The 17,316-nt window shown below is 66.2% G+C and carries 14 protein-coding genes; 10 read left to right on the top strand and 4 right to left on the bottom strand.

Annotated elements, in window-relative coordinates; all coding sequences use genetic code 11:
• Positions 1 to 452: 452 nt before the first annotated feature.
• From AC06FB_RS18385 to AC06FB_RS18375, 3 genes are all read left to right on the top strand, one after another.
• A complete protein-coding gene (locus AC06FB_RS18385) occupies positions 453 to 1,316 on the top strand; it encodes a pirin family protein (protein ID WP_053518997.1) in 864 nt (287 codons plus the stop codon).
• Positions 1,317 to 1,437: 121 nt separating this feature from the next.
• Positions 1,438 to 2,157: an aquaporin Z gene (gene aqpZ / locus AC06FB_RS18380; protein ID WP_080375317.1), complete on the top strand. Its 720-nt coding sequence runs from the start codon at positions 1,438 to 1,440 to the stop codon at positions 2,155 to 2,157.
• A gap of 198 nt (positions 2,158 to 2,355) precedes the next feature.
• Positions 2,356 to 2,814: a hypothetical protein gene (locus tag AC06FB_RS18375; protein WP_053518999.1), complete on the top strand. Its 459-nt coding sequence runs from the start codon at positions 2,356 to 2,358 to the stop codon at positions 2,812 to 2,814.
• Positions 2,815 to 3,008: 194 nt separating this feature from the next.
• On the opposite strand, the gene AC06FB_RS18370 is transcribed toward AC06FB_RS18375, so the two are convergent.
• Positions 3,009 to 3,860 carry a pirin family protein gene (locus tag AC06FB_RS18370; protein ID WP_111186345.1) on the bottom strand — a complete coding sequence of 284 codons (852 nt, stop codon included), beginning with the start codon at positions 3,858 to 3,860 and terminating at the stop codon, positions 3,009 to 3,011.
• A gap of 269 nt (positions 3,861 to 4,129) precedes the next feature.
• On the opposite strand from AC06FB_RS18370, the gene AC06FB_RS18365 reads away from it, so the two are divergent.
• Both AC06FB_RS18365 and AC06FB_RS18360 read left to right on the top strand, forming a co-directional pair.
• On the top strand, positions 4,130 to 6,211 hold the full coding sequence (locus AC06FB_RS18365) for a carbon starvation CstA family protein (protein ID WP_478053966.1): 2,082 nt from the start codon (positions 4,130 to 4,132) through the stop codon (positions 6,209 to 6,211).
• On the top strand, positions 6,211 to 6,435 hold the full coding sequence (locus AC06FB_RS18360) for a YbdD/YjiX family protein (RefSeq protein WP_053519004.1): 225 nt from the start codon (positions 6,211 to 6,213) through the stop codon (positions 6,433 to 6,435). Before AC06FB_RS18365 ends, AC06FB_RS18360 begins: the two co-directional genes overlap by 1 nt.
• 181 nt (positions 6,436 to 6,616) lie before the next feature.
• Here the strand turns inward: AC06FB_RS18360 and AC06FB_RS18355 are convergent, their stop codons facing one another.
• Positions 6,617 to 7,867: a DUF819 family protein gene (locus AC06FB_RS18355; RefSeq protein ID WP_111186347.1), complete on the bottom strand. Its 1,251-nt coding sequence runs from the start codon at positions 7,865 to 7,867 to the stop codon at positions 6,617 to 6,619.
• 131 nt (positions 7,868 to 7,998) lie between these two features.
• On the opposite strand from AC06FB_RS18355, the gene AC06FB_RS18350 reads away from it, so the two are divergent.
• Entirely contained in the window at positions 7,999 to 8,385 is a 387-nt protein-coding gene (locus AC06FB_RS18350; protein WP_111186348.1) for a VOC family protein, read from the top strand.
• A 14-nt stretch (positions 8,386 to 8,399) separates the two neighbouring features.
• Here AC06FB_RS18350 and AC06FB_RS18345 read toward each other — a convergent pair whose 3' ends face one another.
• Entirely contained in the window at positions 8,400 to 9,686 is a 1,287-nt protein-coding gene (locus AC06FB_RS18345) for a sensor histidine kinase (RefSeq protein WP_065174832.1), read from the bottom strand.
• Positions 9,673 to 10,386: a response regulator transcription factor gene (locus AC06FB_RS18340; RefSeq protein WP_065174831.1), complete on the bottom strand. Its 714-nt coding sequence runs from the start codon at positions 10,384 to 10,386 to the stop codon at positions 9,673 to 9,675. Before AC06FB_RS18340 ends, AC06FB_RS18345 begins: the two co-directional genes overlap by 14 nt.
• 131 nt (positions 10,387 to 10,517) lie before the next feature.
• Between AC06FB_RS18340 and AC06FB_RS18335 the strand changes: the two genes are divergently transcribed.
• From AC06FB_RS18335 to AC06FB_RS18320, 4 genes are all read left to right on the top strand, one after another.
• Positions 10,518 to 12,221: an ArnT family glycosyltransferase gene (locus AC06FB_RS18335; RefSeq protein WP_478053965.1), complete on the top strand. Its 1,704-nt coding sequence runs from the start codon at positions 10,518 to 10,520 to the stop codon at positions 12,219 to 12,221.
• Positions 12,222 to 12,332: 111 nt separating this feature from the next.
• Positions 12,333 to 13,085 (top strand): phosphatase PAP2 family protein, encoded by a 753-nt coding sequence (locus tag AC06FB_RS18330; RefSeq protein WP_164151635.1) that lies wholly within the window; start codon positions 12,333 to 12,335, stop codon positions 13,083 to 13,085.
• Positions 13,082 to 14,731, top strand: coding sequence for a phosphoethanolamine transferase (locus AC06FB_RS18325; protein ID WP_053519018.1), 1,650 nt, complete (start codon positions 13,082 to 13,084; stop codon positions 14,729 to 14,731). Before AC06FB_RS18330 ends, AC06FB_RS18325 begins: the two co-directional genes overlap by 4 nt.
• 594 nt (positions 14,732 to 15,325) lie before the next feature.
• A complete protein-coding gene (locus AC06FB_RS18320; RefSeq protein ID WP_074899520.1) occupies positions 15,326 to 17,290 on the top strand; it encodes a M2 family metallopeptidase in 1,965 nt (654 codons plus the stop codon).
• Positions 17,291 to 17,316: the final 26 nt, after the last annotated feature.

Below are 17,316 nucleotides of genomic sequence, written 5' to 3'. Positions count from 1 at the left end.
CCCCCCCCCCCCCCCCCCCCCCCCCCCCCCCCCCCACCCCCGACAGCTTCCCGGTGACGGTGGTGAATCTCGATTCCGGTGTGGATCACTACGAACTGGTGGGTGTCGACCTTGGTCGCCACCAGGAGCGAAGCGACCGGCGTTTGATGTTGATTTTCTTTTTTCTTCTCCGTGGCTGGACGCACACGGAAACTGTCAGGGGCCGGGCGGGGTGGGTTCGCGGGGGTGTCCGCGGCATGGATGCCGCGGCCAAGCCCCCAAGGACGGGTTCACGGCGCCCCCCGCGAACCCACCCCGCCCGGCCAAGCGCGGCTGTTGCTTTACTCGGCCAAGCAGCCAGCCACGAGGGGCTGCGCCGTTGGCTGGAACACCCTGTTACCCGCATGGGGCATGTGCCCGTCACGGCCGCATGCCATGCTGGCACTCTTGATCCCTGCCAGCGAGACGCCCGCATGACCACCATCATCGCCCCGCGCGTACACGACATCGGCGGCCTGGAAGTCCGCCGCGCCGTCCCCACCCTGCAGGCCCGCAGCATCGGTTCGTTCGTATTCGTCGACCAGATGGGCCCGGCCGTCCTTACCGCAGGTACCGGCATCGACGTGCGTCCCCATCCGCATATCGGCCTGGCCACCGTCACCTTCCTCTGGTCCGGCGCCATCGGCCACCGCGACACGCTCGGCTCGGACCAGGTGATCCGTCCCGGCGACGTCAACTGGATGACCGCCGGCCGCGGCATCGCGCACTCCGAACGCACGCCCCCGCCGGAGCGCGGTCACGACCATCCGATCCACGGGATGCAGACCTGGGTGGCATTGCCGAAGTCGCACGAGGAAGTGGAGCCGGCGTTCTATCACCACGCCGCCGCGACCCTCCCGGAGCAGCGCCGCAACGGTGCCTGGCTGCGCGTGATCGCAGGCCGCGCCTATGGCGAGGAGTCGCCGGTGAAGGTCTTCGCCGACACGCTCAATGTAGCCATCGACCTCGATCCCGACGCGGAGATCGACATCGATGACGGCCACCGCGAGCGGGCGCTGTACATCCTCGAAGGCCAGGCGCAGCTGGATGGCGTGGACATCCCGGCGCAGCACCTGGTGATTCCCGAGGCCGGCGCGCGCGGCCGGCTGCGCGCGAAGACCCCGCTCAAGGCCATGCTGTTCGGCGGCGAACCGCTGGATGGCCCGCGTCACCTGTGGTGGAACTTCGTTTCCAGCTCCAAGGAGCGCATCGAACAGGCGAAACAGGACTGGGAAGCCGGCCGGTTCGGCAGCATTCCCGGCGACGACAAGGAGTTCATCCCGCTGCCGCAGTACTGAGCATCGCGCGCTGCACACACCCTGAGGTGTATCCCTGCACCGGCCTTTGACGCTATCGTCACTCGCCGGTCACTGAAATGTGACCTGTTTCACATTTTAGTTCATCAAAGGAGTGCAGTTCATGAGCATGGGTAAACGCTTGGCCGCCGAGTTCCTCGGCACTTTCTGGCTGGTTCTGGGTGGCTGTGGCAGTGCGGTACTGGCTGCCAAGTTCGGCGGCGACGGCAATCCGCTGGGCATCGGCTTCCTGGGCGTGGCACTCGCGTTCGGCTTGACCGTGGTCACCGGCGCCTACGCGTTCGGTCACGTGTCCGGCGCGCACTTCAATCCGGCAGTCAGCGTGGGCCTGTGGGCCGGCGGCCGCTTCCCGGCCCGCGACCTGGTGCCGTACATCATCGCCCAGGTCGCGGGCGGCCTGCTGGCCGGCTTCATCCTGCTGCAGATCGCTTCCGGCGCCAGCGGCTTCGCCATCGACGGCAGCCAGGCCGGGGCCTTCGCCAGCAACGGCTACGGTGCGCTGTCGCCCGGCGGGTACAGCGTGGCGGCCGCCTTCCTGTGCGAAGTGGTGCTGACTGCGGTATTTCTGGTCGTGATCATGGGCGCCACCCATGGCAAGGCACCGGCAGGGTTCGCTCCGCTGGCGATCGGTCTGGCATTGACCCTGATCCATCTGATCAGCATCCCGGTCACCAACACGTCGGTGAACCCGGCTCGGTCCACCGCGGTGGCGTTCTTCGCCGGCAGCGGCGCGGTCGGCCAGCTCTGGCTGTTCTGGGTCGCCCCCCTGCTGGGCGGCATGATCGGCGGCATCATCTACAAGTGGGTCGGTAACGACCGTTGAGTGCTGCCCGGACCATTGCGGCCGACAATCGGCCGCAATGGTTACGGTTGTAACCGCAATTTGTGCGGGCACTCACGTTCCGTTAAGGTCTGTTTGACCGCCTGTGCACATGCCCGGCGGGGATGGCATCCGGGGATGGGATGCCACGGCCGCCAGCAGCATGGCGGCGTCACACGACACGCCACCTTGGGGGGATGCATGAAGTTCGCGCCTGTTGTCCTGTCGAGCCTGTTGTTTGCCGCGGCCCAGGCCGCCGCGCAGGCACCCGCCGAATGTCCTTCGCTGCCGGCGAGCAGCGGCCTGAAATGGCAGCAGCAGGTGCAGTCGGACTTCCTGCTCTGCCGCGCCAGCACCGAGGATGGACGGGAAGTACTGAGCCTGATGCTGAGCGCACGCGATCCGGCGATTCCGCTCAGCCGCTCGCTGCGCCAGGAAAAAGGCAGTTTCGCCGGCGAGTCACTGTACTGGTACCAGCCCGATCTGGGTGGACAGCAGCCGCCGGGATACGCCGAACGACGCATCAGCGTGATCAAGCTGGACAAGGGCCGCTATGCGCAGATTGCCCTGTACCCGGGCAGCACGCAGGAACTGGGGTCGCTGCAGCAGCTGGCGCAGGGCATGAGCCTGACGCCTTCAGCCGTGGCCGCCGGACGTTGAAGGTGACGGGGATGACTGCCTGGCAGCATCCCCGCCGGATCCGACGCGTTGGCGGCAACGCCGGGCATGGCCTGATGGATGTCCTTTACGCGTGCTGTGCCGGAGAGCCGCCGGGCATGGCCCGGCGCTACCGACCTCTTCCGCCGGGCATGGCCCGGCGCTACCGGCTTCCTCCTGGGGGGCGGCGTCGGCCCTCAGAACCTGCCTTCCTGGAAATCGACGAAGGCCTGCATCAGTTCCTGGCGCGTGTTCATCACGAACGGGCCATGCCGCATCACCGGCTCCCGCAGTGGCCGGCCGGCCACCAGAATCAGCCGCGCCCCTTCGCTGCCAGCCGAAACGTGCAGCTGTTCACCGCCACCGAGCACCGCCAGTTCCTGGCGCGCCACACCACGTGCGGCATCCTGCTCGCCGACCGTGATCGCGCCCTCGAAGACATAGGCAAACGCGTTGTGGCCTTCCGGAAGCGTGTAGGTCCAGGCACGATCGGCCTCGAGGCGGACGTCCAGATACAACGGATCGGTGGCCGGCTGCACGATCGGGCCGGTGGTGCCATCGACAGTACCGGCGATCACCTTCACCTCCACACCCGGCTCCGGCTGCACCACCGGGATGCGTTCCGGCGCGAACTCCTGGTACTTCGGGTCCGTCATCTTCTCGCGCGCGGGCAGGTTCACCCACAGCTGGAAACCGCGCATCTGCCCGCTTTCCTGTTCCGGCATCTCCGAATGCACCAAGCCCCGGCCTGCAGTCATCCACTGCACGCTGCCCGGGGTCAACAGGCCCTCGTTGCCGTGGTTGTCGCGGTGGCGCATGCGTCCGTCCAGCATGTAGGTGACCGTCTCGAAACCGCGGTGCGGATGCTCCGGGAAACCGGCGATGTAGTCTTCGGCGCGGTCCGTACCGAATTCATCCAGCAGCAGGAACGGATCCAGATCCGGCAGCGTCGGGCCGCCGATGACACGGGTCAGGCGCACACCGGCGCCGTCGGACGTGGGCATGCCACGGATGGTGCGCAGGACGCGGACCGGTTCGGGAAGGCTCATGGCGACTCCTGTTGGATGGATGCCACTGAAGATGGACGCCGCGGCGCCGTCCGCCAATGGATGACGCCGCAACCGATTGTTCCATCCCTGGTGTTCGCCGGGCGTCATGCCGGCGGTTCCGCGACACGGATGTCTGCCCGCAGCCCATGCCGCACACGCGGTCACCACCTTCGTACGACCAAAGTACTACCGCCGATGGGCCCCGCACGCATTGACCCTGTAAAGGGCACGCGGGACTCTTTGAATGTCTTTCCGGGAGAGAGCACCTCATGAAAGGGTTTGCCAAACTGGGTTGGGCGGCACTCGCCCTGCTCGGCGCGTTCTGTCTGGGCACCGTGGCCTTGCGCCGCGGCGAAAACATCAACGCGCTGTGGATCGTCGTCGCCGCTGTTTCGATCTACCTGATCGCCTATCGCTTCTACAGCCTGTTCATTGCCAACAAGGTGATGCAGGTGGATCCGACCCGGGCTACGCCGGCGGTGATCAACAACGATGGCCTGGACTACGTGCCGACCAACAAGCACGTGCTGTTCGGCCACCACTTCGCGGCCATCGCCGGCGCCGGTCCACTGGTGGGCCCGGTGCTCGCGGCGCAGATGGGCTACCTGCCCGGACTGCTGTGGCTGGTGGTGGGCGTGGTGCTGGCCGGTGCGGTACAGGACTTCATGGTCCTGTTCCTGTCCAGCCGGCGCAACGGCCGCTCACTGGGCGATCTGGTCCGCGAGGAAATGGGACAGGTGCCCGGCACCATCGCGCTGTTCGGCGCGTTCCTGATCATGATCATCATCCTGGCGGTGCTGGCGATGGTGGTGGTCAAGGCGCTGGCGGAAAGCCCCTGGGGCATGTTCACGGTGATAGCCACGATGCCCATCGCGATCCTGATGGGCATCTACATGCGCTACATCCGACCGGGCAAGATCGGCGAGATCTCGGTGGTGGGCCTGGTGCTGCTGCTGGCCGCGATCTGGTACGGCGGCAAGGTTGCTGCAGATCCGGTGTGGGGCCCGGCCTTCACCTTCACCGGCACGCAGATCACCTGGATGCTGATCGGCTACGGCTTCGTCGCTTCGGTGCTGCCCGTGTGGCTGTTGCTGGCACCGCGCGACTACCTGTCGACCTTCCTCAAGATCGGCACCATCGTCGCTCTGGCCATCGGCATCCTGATCGTGATGCCCGAGCTGAAAATGCCCGCACTGACCCAGTTCGCCGCCAGTGGCGATGGCCCGGTGTGGAAGGGCGGCATGTTCCCGTTCCTGTTCATCACCATTGCCTGCGGCGCGGTATCCGGTTTCCACGCGCTGATTTCCTCGGGCACCACGCCGAAGCTGCTGGCCAATGAATCGCACATGCGCTACATCGGCTATGGCGGCATGCTGATGGAATCGTTCGTGGCGGTGATGGCGCTGGTGGCTGCGTCGATCATCGATCCGGGCATCTACTTCGCGATGAACAGCCCGGCGGCGGTGATCGGTGCCGATGCGGCGTCTGCCGCGCACTACATCACCAACACCTGGGGCTTCACCATCACGCCGGAACAGCTGACCGCCACGGCCGCCGCGATCGGCGAGCCGACGATCCTGCACCGCGCCGGTGGTGCTCCGACGCTGGCGGTGGGCATCGCAATGATCCTGCATGAAGCCATTCCCAGCGGCAGCGACGCGATGATGGCGTTCTGGTACCACTTCGCCATCCTGTTCGAAGCGTTGTTCATCCTGACCGCCGTGGATGCGGGCACCCGCGCAGGCCGCTTCATGCTGCAGGATCTGCTGGGCAACTTCATTCCGGCGCTGAAGAAGACCGAGTCGTGGACGGCCAACATCATCGGCACGGCCGGCTGCGTGGCGCTGTGGGGCTACTTGCTCTACACCGGCGTGGTCGATCCGTTCGGCGGCATCCAGACCCTGTGGCCGCTGTTCGGCATCTCCAACCAGATGCTGGCCGGTATCGCGCTGATGCTGGGGACGGTGGTGCTGTTCAAGATGAAGCGTGACCGCTATGCCTGGGTGACCGCAGTACCGGCCACCTGGCTGCTGATCTGCACCACCTATGCCGGCTTCATCAAGATCTTCGACAGCAACCCGGCACAGGGCTTCCTGGCGCAGGCGCACAAGTTCCAGGCCGCCATCGCCAGCGATACGATCACCGCACCGGCCAAGTCGGTGGCGCAGATGCAGCAGATCGTGGTCAATGCCTACGTCAACACCGGCCTGACCGCGCTGTTCCTGCTGGTGGTGGGTGCGGTGCTGACCTATTCGATCCGCACGATCCTGGCCGCACGCCGCAATCCGCAGCGCAGCGACCGCGAGACCCCGTACGTGGCGCTGAAGCCACATGAAATGGTGGATCTGTAATGAGCACGCAACTGGTTCCCGTTGGCCAGTACCAGGCGCACCGCCGCGTGTGGCGACGCCTGGTGCAGACGGCACGCCTGTGCTGTGGCATCCCTGATTACGACAACTACGTCCGGCACATGCTGGAGAAGCATCCGGACCAGGAACCGATGGACTACAAGACGTTCTTCCGCGAACGTCAGGAAGCGCGGTACGGCGGACGCAACGGCGGACGCTGCTGCTGAAAGGCATGACGGTGCTGGATCTGTTGTAGATCCACGCATCGCATTGAGTCCGGGGTCAGATCCGTTTCCTCCGGGAAACGGATCTGACCCCTTCTCTGCTCATGGGTCGGCATGAAGTGCATCCACGCATGGCGTGGATCTGCCGCAGATCGCGGGAAAGCGCAGCCATAGCGACCCGCGCTCAGCCGTTGGCCATCCACTTCAGGATCAGGCCGGTGACGTAGGCCAGCCCGGTGCCGGTGGCATAGCCCACCGTGCCGAGCAGCACGCCGACCGGTGCCAGTGTCGGATGGAAGGCCGCAGCCACCACCGGCGCCGATGCCGCCGCACCGATGTTGCCCTGCGAACCAATGGCGAAGAAGAACAGCGGTGCACGGACCAGCTTGGCCACGGCCCACAGCACCAGCACGTGGGTCGCCATCCAGATCGCGCCGAGCAGGAACAGCCACGGCCGATCCAGCAGCGACAGCAGGTTCATCTGCATGCCGATGCAGGCGATCAGGAAGTACAGGAACACCGTGCCCAGGCGCGAGGCACCCGCCGCTTCCAGACGACGTGCACGGGTGAAGCTCAGGCCCAGGCCCATCGCGGTGGACAGCAGGATCACCCAGACGAACTGGCTGTCCAGGCTGAACTGGCTGGCCCAGCTCACGTTGGCCTTGAACCAGCCCGACAGCGGCGCGGCGATCGCGTGCGCCAGGCCGACACCGCCCAGGGCAACGCCGACGATCACCATCAGGTCGGTCATGCTGGGAATACGTGCGTTCTGCGCTTCATAGGCGCTGATGCGCGCCTTCATCTCGTCGATGGCACGGGTGTCGGCACCGTTGCGCGTGTCGATCTGCTGCGCGCGGTTGGCCAGGAACAGCAGGATCGCCATCCACAGGCTGGCGCAGGCCACATCGACCACGGCGAACTGCCCGAAGGTCGTGGCATCGGTACCGAAGATCTCGCGCATGGCGACCATGTTGGCGCCACCGCCGATCCAGCTGCCGGCCAGTGCGGCCATGCCGGCCCAGGTATCACCAGCCACGGTTTCCGGGTGGATCAGCTTCATCACCTGGAACGAGACGATGGCGCCGAGCATGATGCCGGCGGTACCGGCACAGAACACGAGCAGCAGCTTCGGGCCGAGCTTGATGACCCCTTTGAGGTCGATCGACAGGGTCAGCAGGACCAGCGCGGCAGGCAGCAGCACATCGCGTGCGACCGGGTTGTACAGCGACGTGTTGTGGCCATCGATGACACCGGCGGTGTTGTAGATGGCCGGGATGAAGTAACACAGCAGCAGGGCCGGCACCCAGGCGAAGATCTTCTTCAGCAGGGGGGTGGGACCACTGGCGGCCCAGAAGATCAGGGCCAGGGTGGCAGCAATCAGGCCCAGGCCAACGATATCGTTGCTGATCAGGGCAGTAGCGGGTTCGGTCGGCATGGGATCCTCTGTCGATCGAAAGAGCGGAAAAAAAAGCGCCGCATAAGGCGGCGCGGGTCGAGATTAACACCCTCTTCACGGCGGGTCATGCTGCAGTGCCGGCCTCGCCTTCCCCGGTACGGAGCGTGTCCATGCAACTGGGTGCCTTCTCGGTCAGCCTTTCGGTCAAGGACCTGGCCGCCTCCCGCGCGTTCTATGAGGCGCTGGGCTTCTCGGTCACCGGCGGCGATGCGACGCAGAACTGGCTGGTACTGCGCAACAACGGTGTCGTCATCGGCCTGTTCCAGGGCATGTTTGAAGGCAACCTGCTGACCTTCAACCCGGGCTGGGACCAGCACAAGCAGGAACTGCCGCGTTTCCAGGACGTCCGCGAACTGCAGGCAGCGCTGGATGCGCAGGATATCGCGCTGCAGGTTCGGGCCGATCCCGACAGTGAAGGCCCCGCCTTCCTGCAACTGATGGATCCGGACGGCAACGTGATCCTGGTCGACCAGCATGTGCCGCGGCCGAAGGCCTGACCCCGCGACTGCGATCATCCGCCTGGGCGCGAAGCACCGAAATCCAGCGTGGCCTGCGTCCCGCGCGGCTCGCAGGGCTGCAGCTGCAGGGTCCAGCCAAGGTGCTCGCACAGGCGCGCGATCAGGTCCAGGCCGATCCCGCCACGATCGACACGCTCTCCCCGGGCCATGCGTGCGTGGATCGCAGCGATCTCCTCCGGGCTCATGCCATGCCCCGGGTCCTGCAGGGTCAGCACCGCCGAAGCGCTCAGGCGCAGTTCGATGTGCCCGCGGCCGCTGTTCTCGATCGCGTTGCGCAACAGGTTGCCGATCGCCGCCTGCACCACCGCCAGCGGGGCAACGATGTCCACCGGCGCGGCCTGGATACCGATGCTCAGGTCCTTGTCGCCCAGCAGATGGCGATGATGCTCGACGATGTCCGGCAGCAGCTGGTCCAGTGCGATGCGCTCGGCACGCGCCGCCAGCCGCGCCGGATCGCGCGCAAGCACCAGCAGCAGTTCGATCAGCTGCTCCACGCCCTGCGCGGTGCGCAGCACGCGCTGGATCTGCTGCCGGGCACGGTCCGGCAGGCCCGGCTGCTCCAGTGCCAGCTCGGCGGCGCCGGTCATCACCGCAATCGGGGTGCGCAGCTCATGGCTGGCAGTGCTGATGAACACCCGCTCGCGTTCCACGAACTGCTCGTTGCGTTCGAGGTAGTCATTCAACGCATCGGCGATGGTGTGCAGCTCGGAACTGCCACGCGGGTCGACATCGATGCGCTGGCCCTGCGCGCCCGGCCGCAACGCGCCGATGCGCTGCGCCAGCAGGCTGAGCGGACGCACCATGCGCTCCATGCCGAAGGACGCCATCAGCACGGTGACGAAGATCATGATCACCCCGGCCAGCATCACCCACCGCGTGGCGAACTGCTCAAGGTCGTGGAAGTCGGAGATGTCCAGCACCAGCGCAACGCGCCCCATCGAGTCCGTATCACGCACCATGACCGCCGTTTCGCGGTCCTTCACCATCACCCCGTCATGCAGGCCGGGATGCAGGGTGCGCAGGCTGTCAGGCAGGTTCACCGCGTCGAAACGGTACAGGCTGAGCGTGTCCGAGTCCTGCCATCGATAGTGTGGCTCGTGCTCGACATGCTCGACGATGCTGTCCAGTTCGGAGTTGAGCAGCGCGCGCCAGGCGGCGTGTTCGGCGTGCTCGTGCACATAGTTGCCTACGCTGAACACCGCCAGCGAAAGCAGTGCCAGGTAGCCCAGCAGCCACCACAGCACGCGGCGGTACAGCGGGCCGGGTCTACGCACCTTCATCGTCATTCCTGCCGGCCTCGGCGGCGGTGGGCAGGGCCAACCGGTAGCCGACCCGCGGCAGCGTGTGGATCAGCTTGTCCACGAACGGTCCATCCACGCTGCGGCGCAGTTCGTAGACATGCGAGCGCAGCAGGTCGCCGTCCGGTGGCTCGTCGCCCCACAGGGCGAATTCGAGCTGCTGGCGGGTGACCGCGCCGGGGCTGGCGCGCATCAGCACTTCCAGCAGCTTGCGGCAGGCCGGATACAGATGCAGGACCTGTCCGGCGCGCTGCGCCTCCAGGGTCGCCAGGTCCAGCACCAGATCACCCACCTGCAGCCGCTTGCGGGGGTTGCGTCCCTGTGCCCGCAGCAGCAGCGCCTCCAGCCGCACTTCCAGCTCCGGCAACGCGAACGGCTTGGTCAGGTAGTCATCAGCGCCGGCACGGAAGCCGGCAATCTTGTCCGGCAGTTCGTCGCGTGCGGTCAGCATGATCACCGGCACCTCCGAGCCATGCTCGGCACGCAGGCGGCGCAGCACTTCCGGCCCTTCCATCCGGGGCAGCATCCAGTCCAGGATCACCGCGTCATAGGGATGGCTGCCCGCCAGATGCAGGCCGGTGATGCCATCGGGAGCCACATCCAGCACATGACCGCGCGACTCGAAGTAGTCGAACAGATTGGCCACCAGCTGCCGGTTGTCCTCGATCACCAACAGGCGCATGCATGAAAGTTCCACGGAAGTTCGTACCATGGTAGCGCCACGCATGTCGGAATGAGGTCGCCCCGGCGATACTCCGACGCTTTTCCCACCCCCGCCGCCTCAAAATGGCCGTTTTGCTCCCGGAGCCTGCCGTGCCCGTAGCCCTGCCCCGCCGTTGGCGCCTGCCCCTGCTCTGGCTGTTGATCATCGCGGCACTGGCTGCCGGCATCGGCATGCGCCAGCCGCAGCCACCGGACGAACCCCGCTTCGTACTGGCCGCCAGGACCATGGTGGAAAGCGGGGAATGGCTGCTGCCGCATCGTGGCAGCGAGCTGTATGCGGAGAAGCCGCCGGTGTTCATGTGGCTGCAGGCCGCGGCCTACGAAGTGGTAGGCAGCTGGCAGTGGTCGTTCCTGCTGCCTTCGCTGCTGGGGGCCCTGCTCAGTCTGTGGTTGGTGTCGGATCTGGCACGCCGACTGTGGTCGCCGCGCCACTCCCTCTATGCCATCGGCGCCCTGTTCTGCACCCTGCAGTTCGGCCTGATGGCCAAGCGTGCGCAGATCGATATGGTGCTGGTCGGGATGACGACGCTGGCCCTGTGGGGCCTGCTGCGGCATCTGTGCGAGCGACGCAACGTGCCGGCGCTGTGGCTGGCCGGCTTTGCCGCCGGCCTGGGCACGGTGACCAAAGGCGTAGGTTTCCTGCCGCTGCTGATGGTGCTGCCCTGGTTCGGCTGGTGGCTGTACCAGCATCGCCGCGGCCGTCGCATCGAGGGCCCGCACCCGGCGACCCTGCTGTGGCTGATCCCTGCATTCCTGCTCGGCGTGGCCGTCTGGCTGGCCCCGCTGGGCTGGGCCCTGCTGCACGAACCCAGTGCCTCGCTGCAGTCCTATGCGCATGAACTGCTGTTCAAGCAGACCGGCACCCGCTATGCCAACGCCTGGCACCACCGGCAGCCGGTCTGGTACTACCTGCAGGTGATCCTGACACTGTGGCTGCCGGGTGCCCTGTTGCTGCCGGTGCTGGCCCGCCCGTGGTGGCGGCGCCTGCGCCGTGGCGACCGCCGGCAGTGGCTGCTGCTGGGGTGGGCGCTGCTGGTGCTGGTGTTCTTCAGCGCCAGCCCCGGCAAGCGCGAGGTCTACCTGCTGCCGATGCTGCCTGCCGTGGCCCTTGCCGCCGCGCCCCTGCTGCCCGGCCTGCTGCGCAGGCTGTGCGTGCGCCGGTATCTGTTCGGTTACAGCCTGGTGCTGATGCTGGCAACCGCCGTGCTGGGCGTGATGCTGCTCACCGAAAGTCACTGGGCGCAGGCGCAGCTGCAGCGGCGTGCGATGCCCGACACCCTGCTGCCGGTGCTGGGCGACGGCCTGCTGACGTTCGCGATCGCCGTGGCTACCCTGGCCGTGTGGTTGCGCGTGCGGCGCGCCGCCACCCTGGTACTGCTCACCCACGGCCTGCTGTGGATGCTGTACGGCCTGGTGCTGATTCCGGCGCTCGACCCCTACGCCTCGTCGTCGGCGCTGATGCGCCGGGTCGGCGCGAGGATCGGCCCCGATGCCGAACTGGCACTGGTGGCCTGGCGCGAACAGAACCTGCTGCAGGCCGACCGCGCCGTGCGCGAGTTCGGCTTCAAGCGGCCCTGGCCTGAACAGTGGCACGACGCCGGCGCCTGGCTGGCCGAAGCACCCGACCGGCGCTGGCTGCTGGTGCTCGACAAGGCCATGAGTCCCTGCGTGGATGCCGCCCAGATGATCGACATCGGCGTCGCCAACCGCAACCGCTGGCAACTGGTGCCCGGCACCGCCTGGGATGCCGGCTGCCACGCCGAGCGGGCCGGCGCCAACGAAGAAGAAGACTGAATCATCCCCCACGCGGGCCGGCGGTTAACCCGGCCCGAACGCAGGTCCGACCCTTCTCCGACATCAACCTGACGAGCATGGCGCCGGTTCATCGTCACGGTGTTTCCCTGCATGTCCGTCCGTCCTCCCGTCTCCGGGGTTGCTTCGGCCTACTCCACGCTGGCATCGCGGTTCGCCGTGACCCACCTGTGGCTTCCACTGCTCATCGTGCTGCCCCTGTTCGCCGTGTTCATGGAGGGGGGAGCCGATCAATGGCTGGCTGACCACCTGTTCCGGTTGGAGGGCGGCCGCTGGGCACTGCAGGACGCGTGGTTCACCCGCTCGCTGGTGCACCGGGGCGGCAAGTGGTTCAGCACCGCCGCAGCGCTGGTGGTGATACTGCTGAGCTTTCACCACTGGCGCCACGGACGTGATCGCACCCTGCGATGGGCGCTGCTTTATGTCGTAATTGCCCTGGCGCTGGGAACCGGCGGCGTGTCGCTGCTGAAGTCGCTGGTGCCGATGGACTGCCCGTGGGATCTGCTGCGCTACGGCGGCCACCAGCCTTATATCGGGCTTTTCAGCCATCGTCCGGCCGACATGCCGGTGATCGCGTGCTTTCCCGCCGGCCATGCCAGTGCCGGCTATGCCTGGCTGAGCCTGTACTTTTTCGCCCTGCTGTGGCGTCCTGCCTGGCGCTGGACCGGCCTGGCACTGGGCCTGGGCAGCGGGCTGCTGTTCGGCATCAGCCAGCAGCTGCGGGGTGCACATTTTCTGTCGCATGACCTTGCCACAGCCCTGCTGTGCTGGCTGCTGTCACTGGGGCTGTACGTTCTGGTCCGCCATCACCTGGACCGCACCAACCGCCTGGAGGCGAACGCATGAATGCTTCGGTCCAACGCTCGTTCCGTGTGCCATCGCTGGCCGTCCTGCGCAGCTGGCGGCCACAGCTGTCCACCGAGGCGTTGATCGCGCTGACCAGCCTGTTCTTCGCCCTGGCCGGCAACGGCCTGTTCTGGCGCAGCGCGATGGCCAGCCACCCGGAGAGCCTGCGCTACGCGGTGTCGCTGCTGCTGTTGCTGCTCGGCACGCATGGCCTGCTGCTGGGCCTGCTGGTCTGGCGCTGGAACGCCAAGGTGGTGATCAGCGCGCTGCTGCTGGTAACGGCCTTCGCCGCCCACTACATGAGCCGTTACCACATCTATCTGGACGCGGACATGCTGCGCAACGTGCTGGCGACCGATCCGAAGGAAAGCCGCGAACTGATGACGGTCTCGCTGCTGTGGCCGGTACTGCTGCTGGCGGCACTGCCGATGGTGCTGGTGTGGCGGGTGCAGCTGCAGCGGCGCAGCTGGGGGCGCAGCCTGCTGTGGCGCCTGGGCTTCCTGGCGGTGGCTGCGGTGACCGCTGTTGGCGGTGCACTGATCTCGTTCCAGGACGTCTCCGCACTGATGCGCAACCAGCGTGAAGTGCGTTACCTCGCCACCCCGGCCAACGTGCTGCTGGGTCTTCCACGTGCACTGCGCGGCGACAACCCGGTGCAGCGCGCGCCGAAACTGCCGATCGGCACCGACGCCAAGGCCACCCCACGCGCTCCGGCGAGCAAACCGCGGCTGCTGGTAATCGTGATGGGCGAGACCGTGCGTGCACAGAACTGGGGCCTCAACGGCGGCCGCAATACCACGCCGGAACTGGCCCAGGCACCGGTGATCAACTTCCCCGACATGCACTCCTGCGGCACCAGCACCGAAGTTTCGCTGCCCTGCCTGTTCTCGCCATGGGGACGCCACGACTACGACGAGAAGAAGATCCGCGCGCACCAGTCGCTGCTGCACGTACTGAACCGTGCCGGCATCGCACCGCTGTGGCGTGACAACCAGTCCGGCTGCAAAGGCGTGTGCGAAGGACTGGACTTCCAGTCGCTGTCCGATGCGACCACCCCGGGCCTGTGCGCCGACGGCCGCTGCATGGACGAGATCCTGCTGCAGGACCTGGCCACCCAGGTGCGTGCCAAACCCGGCGACCGCGTGGTCGTGCTGCACCAGCTGGGCAACCATGGCCCGGCGTACTTCGAGCGCTATCCGGCCGCCTTTGCCCGCTTCAAGCCAACCTGCGACACCCGTGACATCGGCCGTTGCTCACGCGAAGAGATCACCAACAGCTATGACAATGCCGTGCTGTACACCGATCATTTCCTGAGCAAGACCATCGGCACGCTGCAGGGCATGCAGGACTACGACACAGCGATGATCTACCTGTCCGACCATGGCGAATCGCTGGGTGAGAAGGGCCTGTACCTGCACGGCGTGCCCTATGCGATCGCCCCGGCCGAGCAGACCCGCGTACCGATGACGATGTGGTTCTCGCCGGGCTTCGCCAGCAGTCGCGGGCTGGACCTGCAATGCGTGCGCAAGCGTTCGGCAGCGTATACCGACCACGACAACCTGTTCCCGTCGGTGCTGGGCCTGATGCAGGTGAAGACGGCGCTGTACGAGCGCGATCGCGACGTGTTCGCCGGCTGCGAGAGTTGAGGGGGGTTCGGCAGGGCTTGCAGCCCTGCACCCGCAGAAGCCGAGGCAACGTCAAAAGCCGAAGCGCATTCCGTGGGATGGCGGGGCACTGTGGGTTCGCGGGGACGGCGCAAGTACGTCCATGTAGCCTTGGTCGCGCCATCCATGGCGCTCACACCCCGCAAACCCACAGTACCCTGCCTTCGACAGGTTCACTCCGCTGTTGGTAGGTGAAATTCCGGGGTCAGATCCGTTTTCCTGCGGAAAACGGATCTGACCCCAATTTGATTGTCGATACCTGACAGATGTGCCGACCAAGGTCGACACCCACCAACAGCCGCCGCGATCTGTCAGAGGTGGGGCGGTGTGGGATTGCAGGACCGTTGGCGCCATGGATGGCGCCATCGAGCCCCCATGGATGGGTTTACGGCGTGTCCTGCAAGCCCACACCGCCCCGCCATCCCACGGATAGCCCGCTGTTGCTGTTGCTTTGGCCTTTGCCCTTGCTGGAAGGCTTCTGCGGGTGCCGGGCGCGGCCCGGCCGACTTCCGCCACTTGCGGTGGCAGCGCCTGCCCACTAGCCTTCGGCCGTCGTTCACCACCCAAGGACCGCCCGTGAAACACCGTCATCTCCTGCTGGCCGCTGCTGTCGCCGCCGCCACGCTGGCCCTGGCTGCCTGCAAGAAGGAAGCGTCCCCCGGCGCCGAGACCGCCGGCAGCAGCGCACCGGCCGGCGAGACCGCCGACCAGTTCGTTGCCCGCATCAATGCCGAATACAAGGCTGCCTATCCGGAGATGACCTCGGCGCAGTGGCTGTCTTCCACCTACATCAACAGCGATTCGGAGCGCATCGCGGCCAAGGCCAACGAGCGTTCACTGACCCAGCTCAACAGCTGGATCGAGCAGGCCGCGAAGTTCGAGGGCCAGCCGATGAGCGCAGACAGCAAGCGTGCGATCCATCTGCTGAAGCTGATGTCCTCGATGCCGGCACCGCGCGACCCGGCCAAGCTGGCCGAGCTGACCCAGATCGCCACCCGCATGGAGGGCAGCTACGGTGCCGGCAAGTACTGCACCGATGCCAACGACCCGGCCTCCTGCCGCCAGCTGGGGGAACTGGAACAGGTGCTGGCACGCAGCCGCGACTACGACGCGCAGCTTGACGCCTGGCAGGGCTGGCACAGCACCACGCGGAACATGCGTGGCGACTACCAGAAGTTCGTCAGCCTGGTGAACGAAGGTGCCAAGGGCATGGGCTTCACCGATGCCGGGCAGATGTGGCGCAGCGGCTATGACATGCCGCCGGAGCAGATCGGGCCGGAAACCGACCGCCTGTGGGAGCAGGTCAAGCCGATGTACGAGCAGCTGCACTGCTACGCGCGCGGGAAGCTGGACAAGACCTACGGCAAGGACAAGGCCGAGGTGGGTAATGGCCTGATCGCCGCGCACCTGCTGGGCAACATGTGGCAGCAGGACTGGTCCAACCTGTGGGACCAGCTGGAGCCCTATCCCGGTGCCGGAAGCCTGGACATCACCGCCGCACTGGAAAAGCAGTACCAGACCAACCTGAGTGCTGCGCTGGCCAAGGCTGGCAGGGATGCTAGCGTCGCGGGCCAGTACAGGGCCCAGCGCGAGGCCGAACTGCGTACCGCGAAACAGATGACCGAGCGCGCACAGGATTTCTACGTGTCGCTGGGCATGCCCTCGCTGCCGCAGTCGTACTGGGACAAGACCCAGTTCATCAAGCCTGACGACCGTGACGTGGTCTGCCACGCCAGCGCCTGGGACATGAACATGGAAGGCGATGTGCGCACCAAGATGTGCATCAAGCCGAACGAAGAGAACTTCACCACCATCTATCACGAGCTGGGCCACATCTATTACGACCTGGCCTACAACCCGTTGCCGCCCCTGTTCCAGGGCGGCGCCAACGATGGCTTCCACGAAGCAATCGGCGACACGATCGTGCTGGCGATGACGCCCAAGTACCTGAATTCGATCGGTCTCGTTGATGCACCGCAGGAAAGCCGCGAGGCCGTGATCAACGCGCAGATGCGCATGGCGCTGTCGGGCGTTTCATTCCTGCCCTTCGGCCTGATGATCGACCGCTGGCGCTGGGGCGTGTTTGATGGATCGATCACCGCCGACAACTACAACAAGGCATGGTGGGACCTGAAGGCCAAATACCAGGGCGTTGCCCCGGCCAGCACCCGCGGCGAGGAGTTCTTCGATCCGGGCGCGAAGTACCACGTGCCGGGCAATACGCCGTACACCCGCTACTTCCTCGCCCGCATCCTGCAGTTCCAGTTCTACAAGGGCCTGTGCGATGCATCGGGTTACAAGGGCCCGCTGCACGAGTGCACGTTCTACGGCAACAAGGAAGCCGGCCAGAAGTACTGGGCGATGCTCAGCAAGGGCGCCAGCCAGCCGTGGCAGGCCACGCTGAAGGAGCTGACCGGCACCGACAAGCTGGATGCCGGCCCGATGATCGAGTACTTCAGCCCGGTCAATGAGTGGCTCAAGCAGCAGAACGAAGGCCAGATGTGCGGCTGGCAGGCCAGCGCGGCACCGGCGGCGAAATGAGAAAAGGGGCGGATCCGCGAGGATCC

It is taken from the genome of Stenotrophomonas sp. Steno-C15, assembly GCF_056393265.1.
This window is presented reverse-complemented; position numbering and strand designations above follow the sequence as displayed.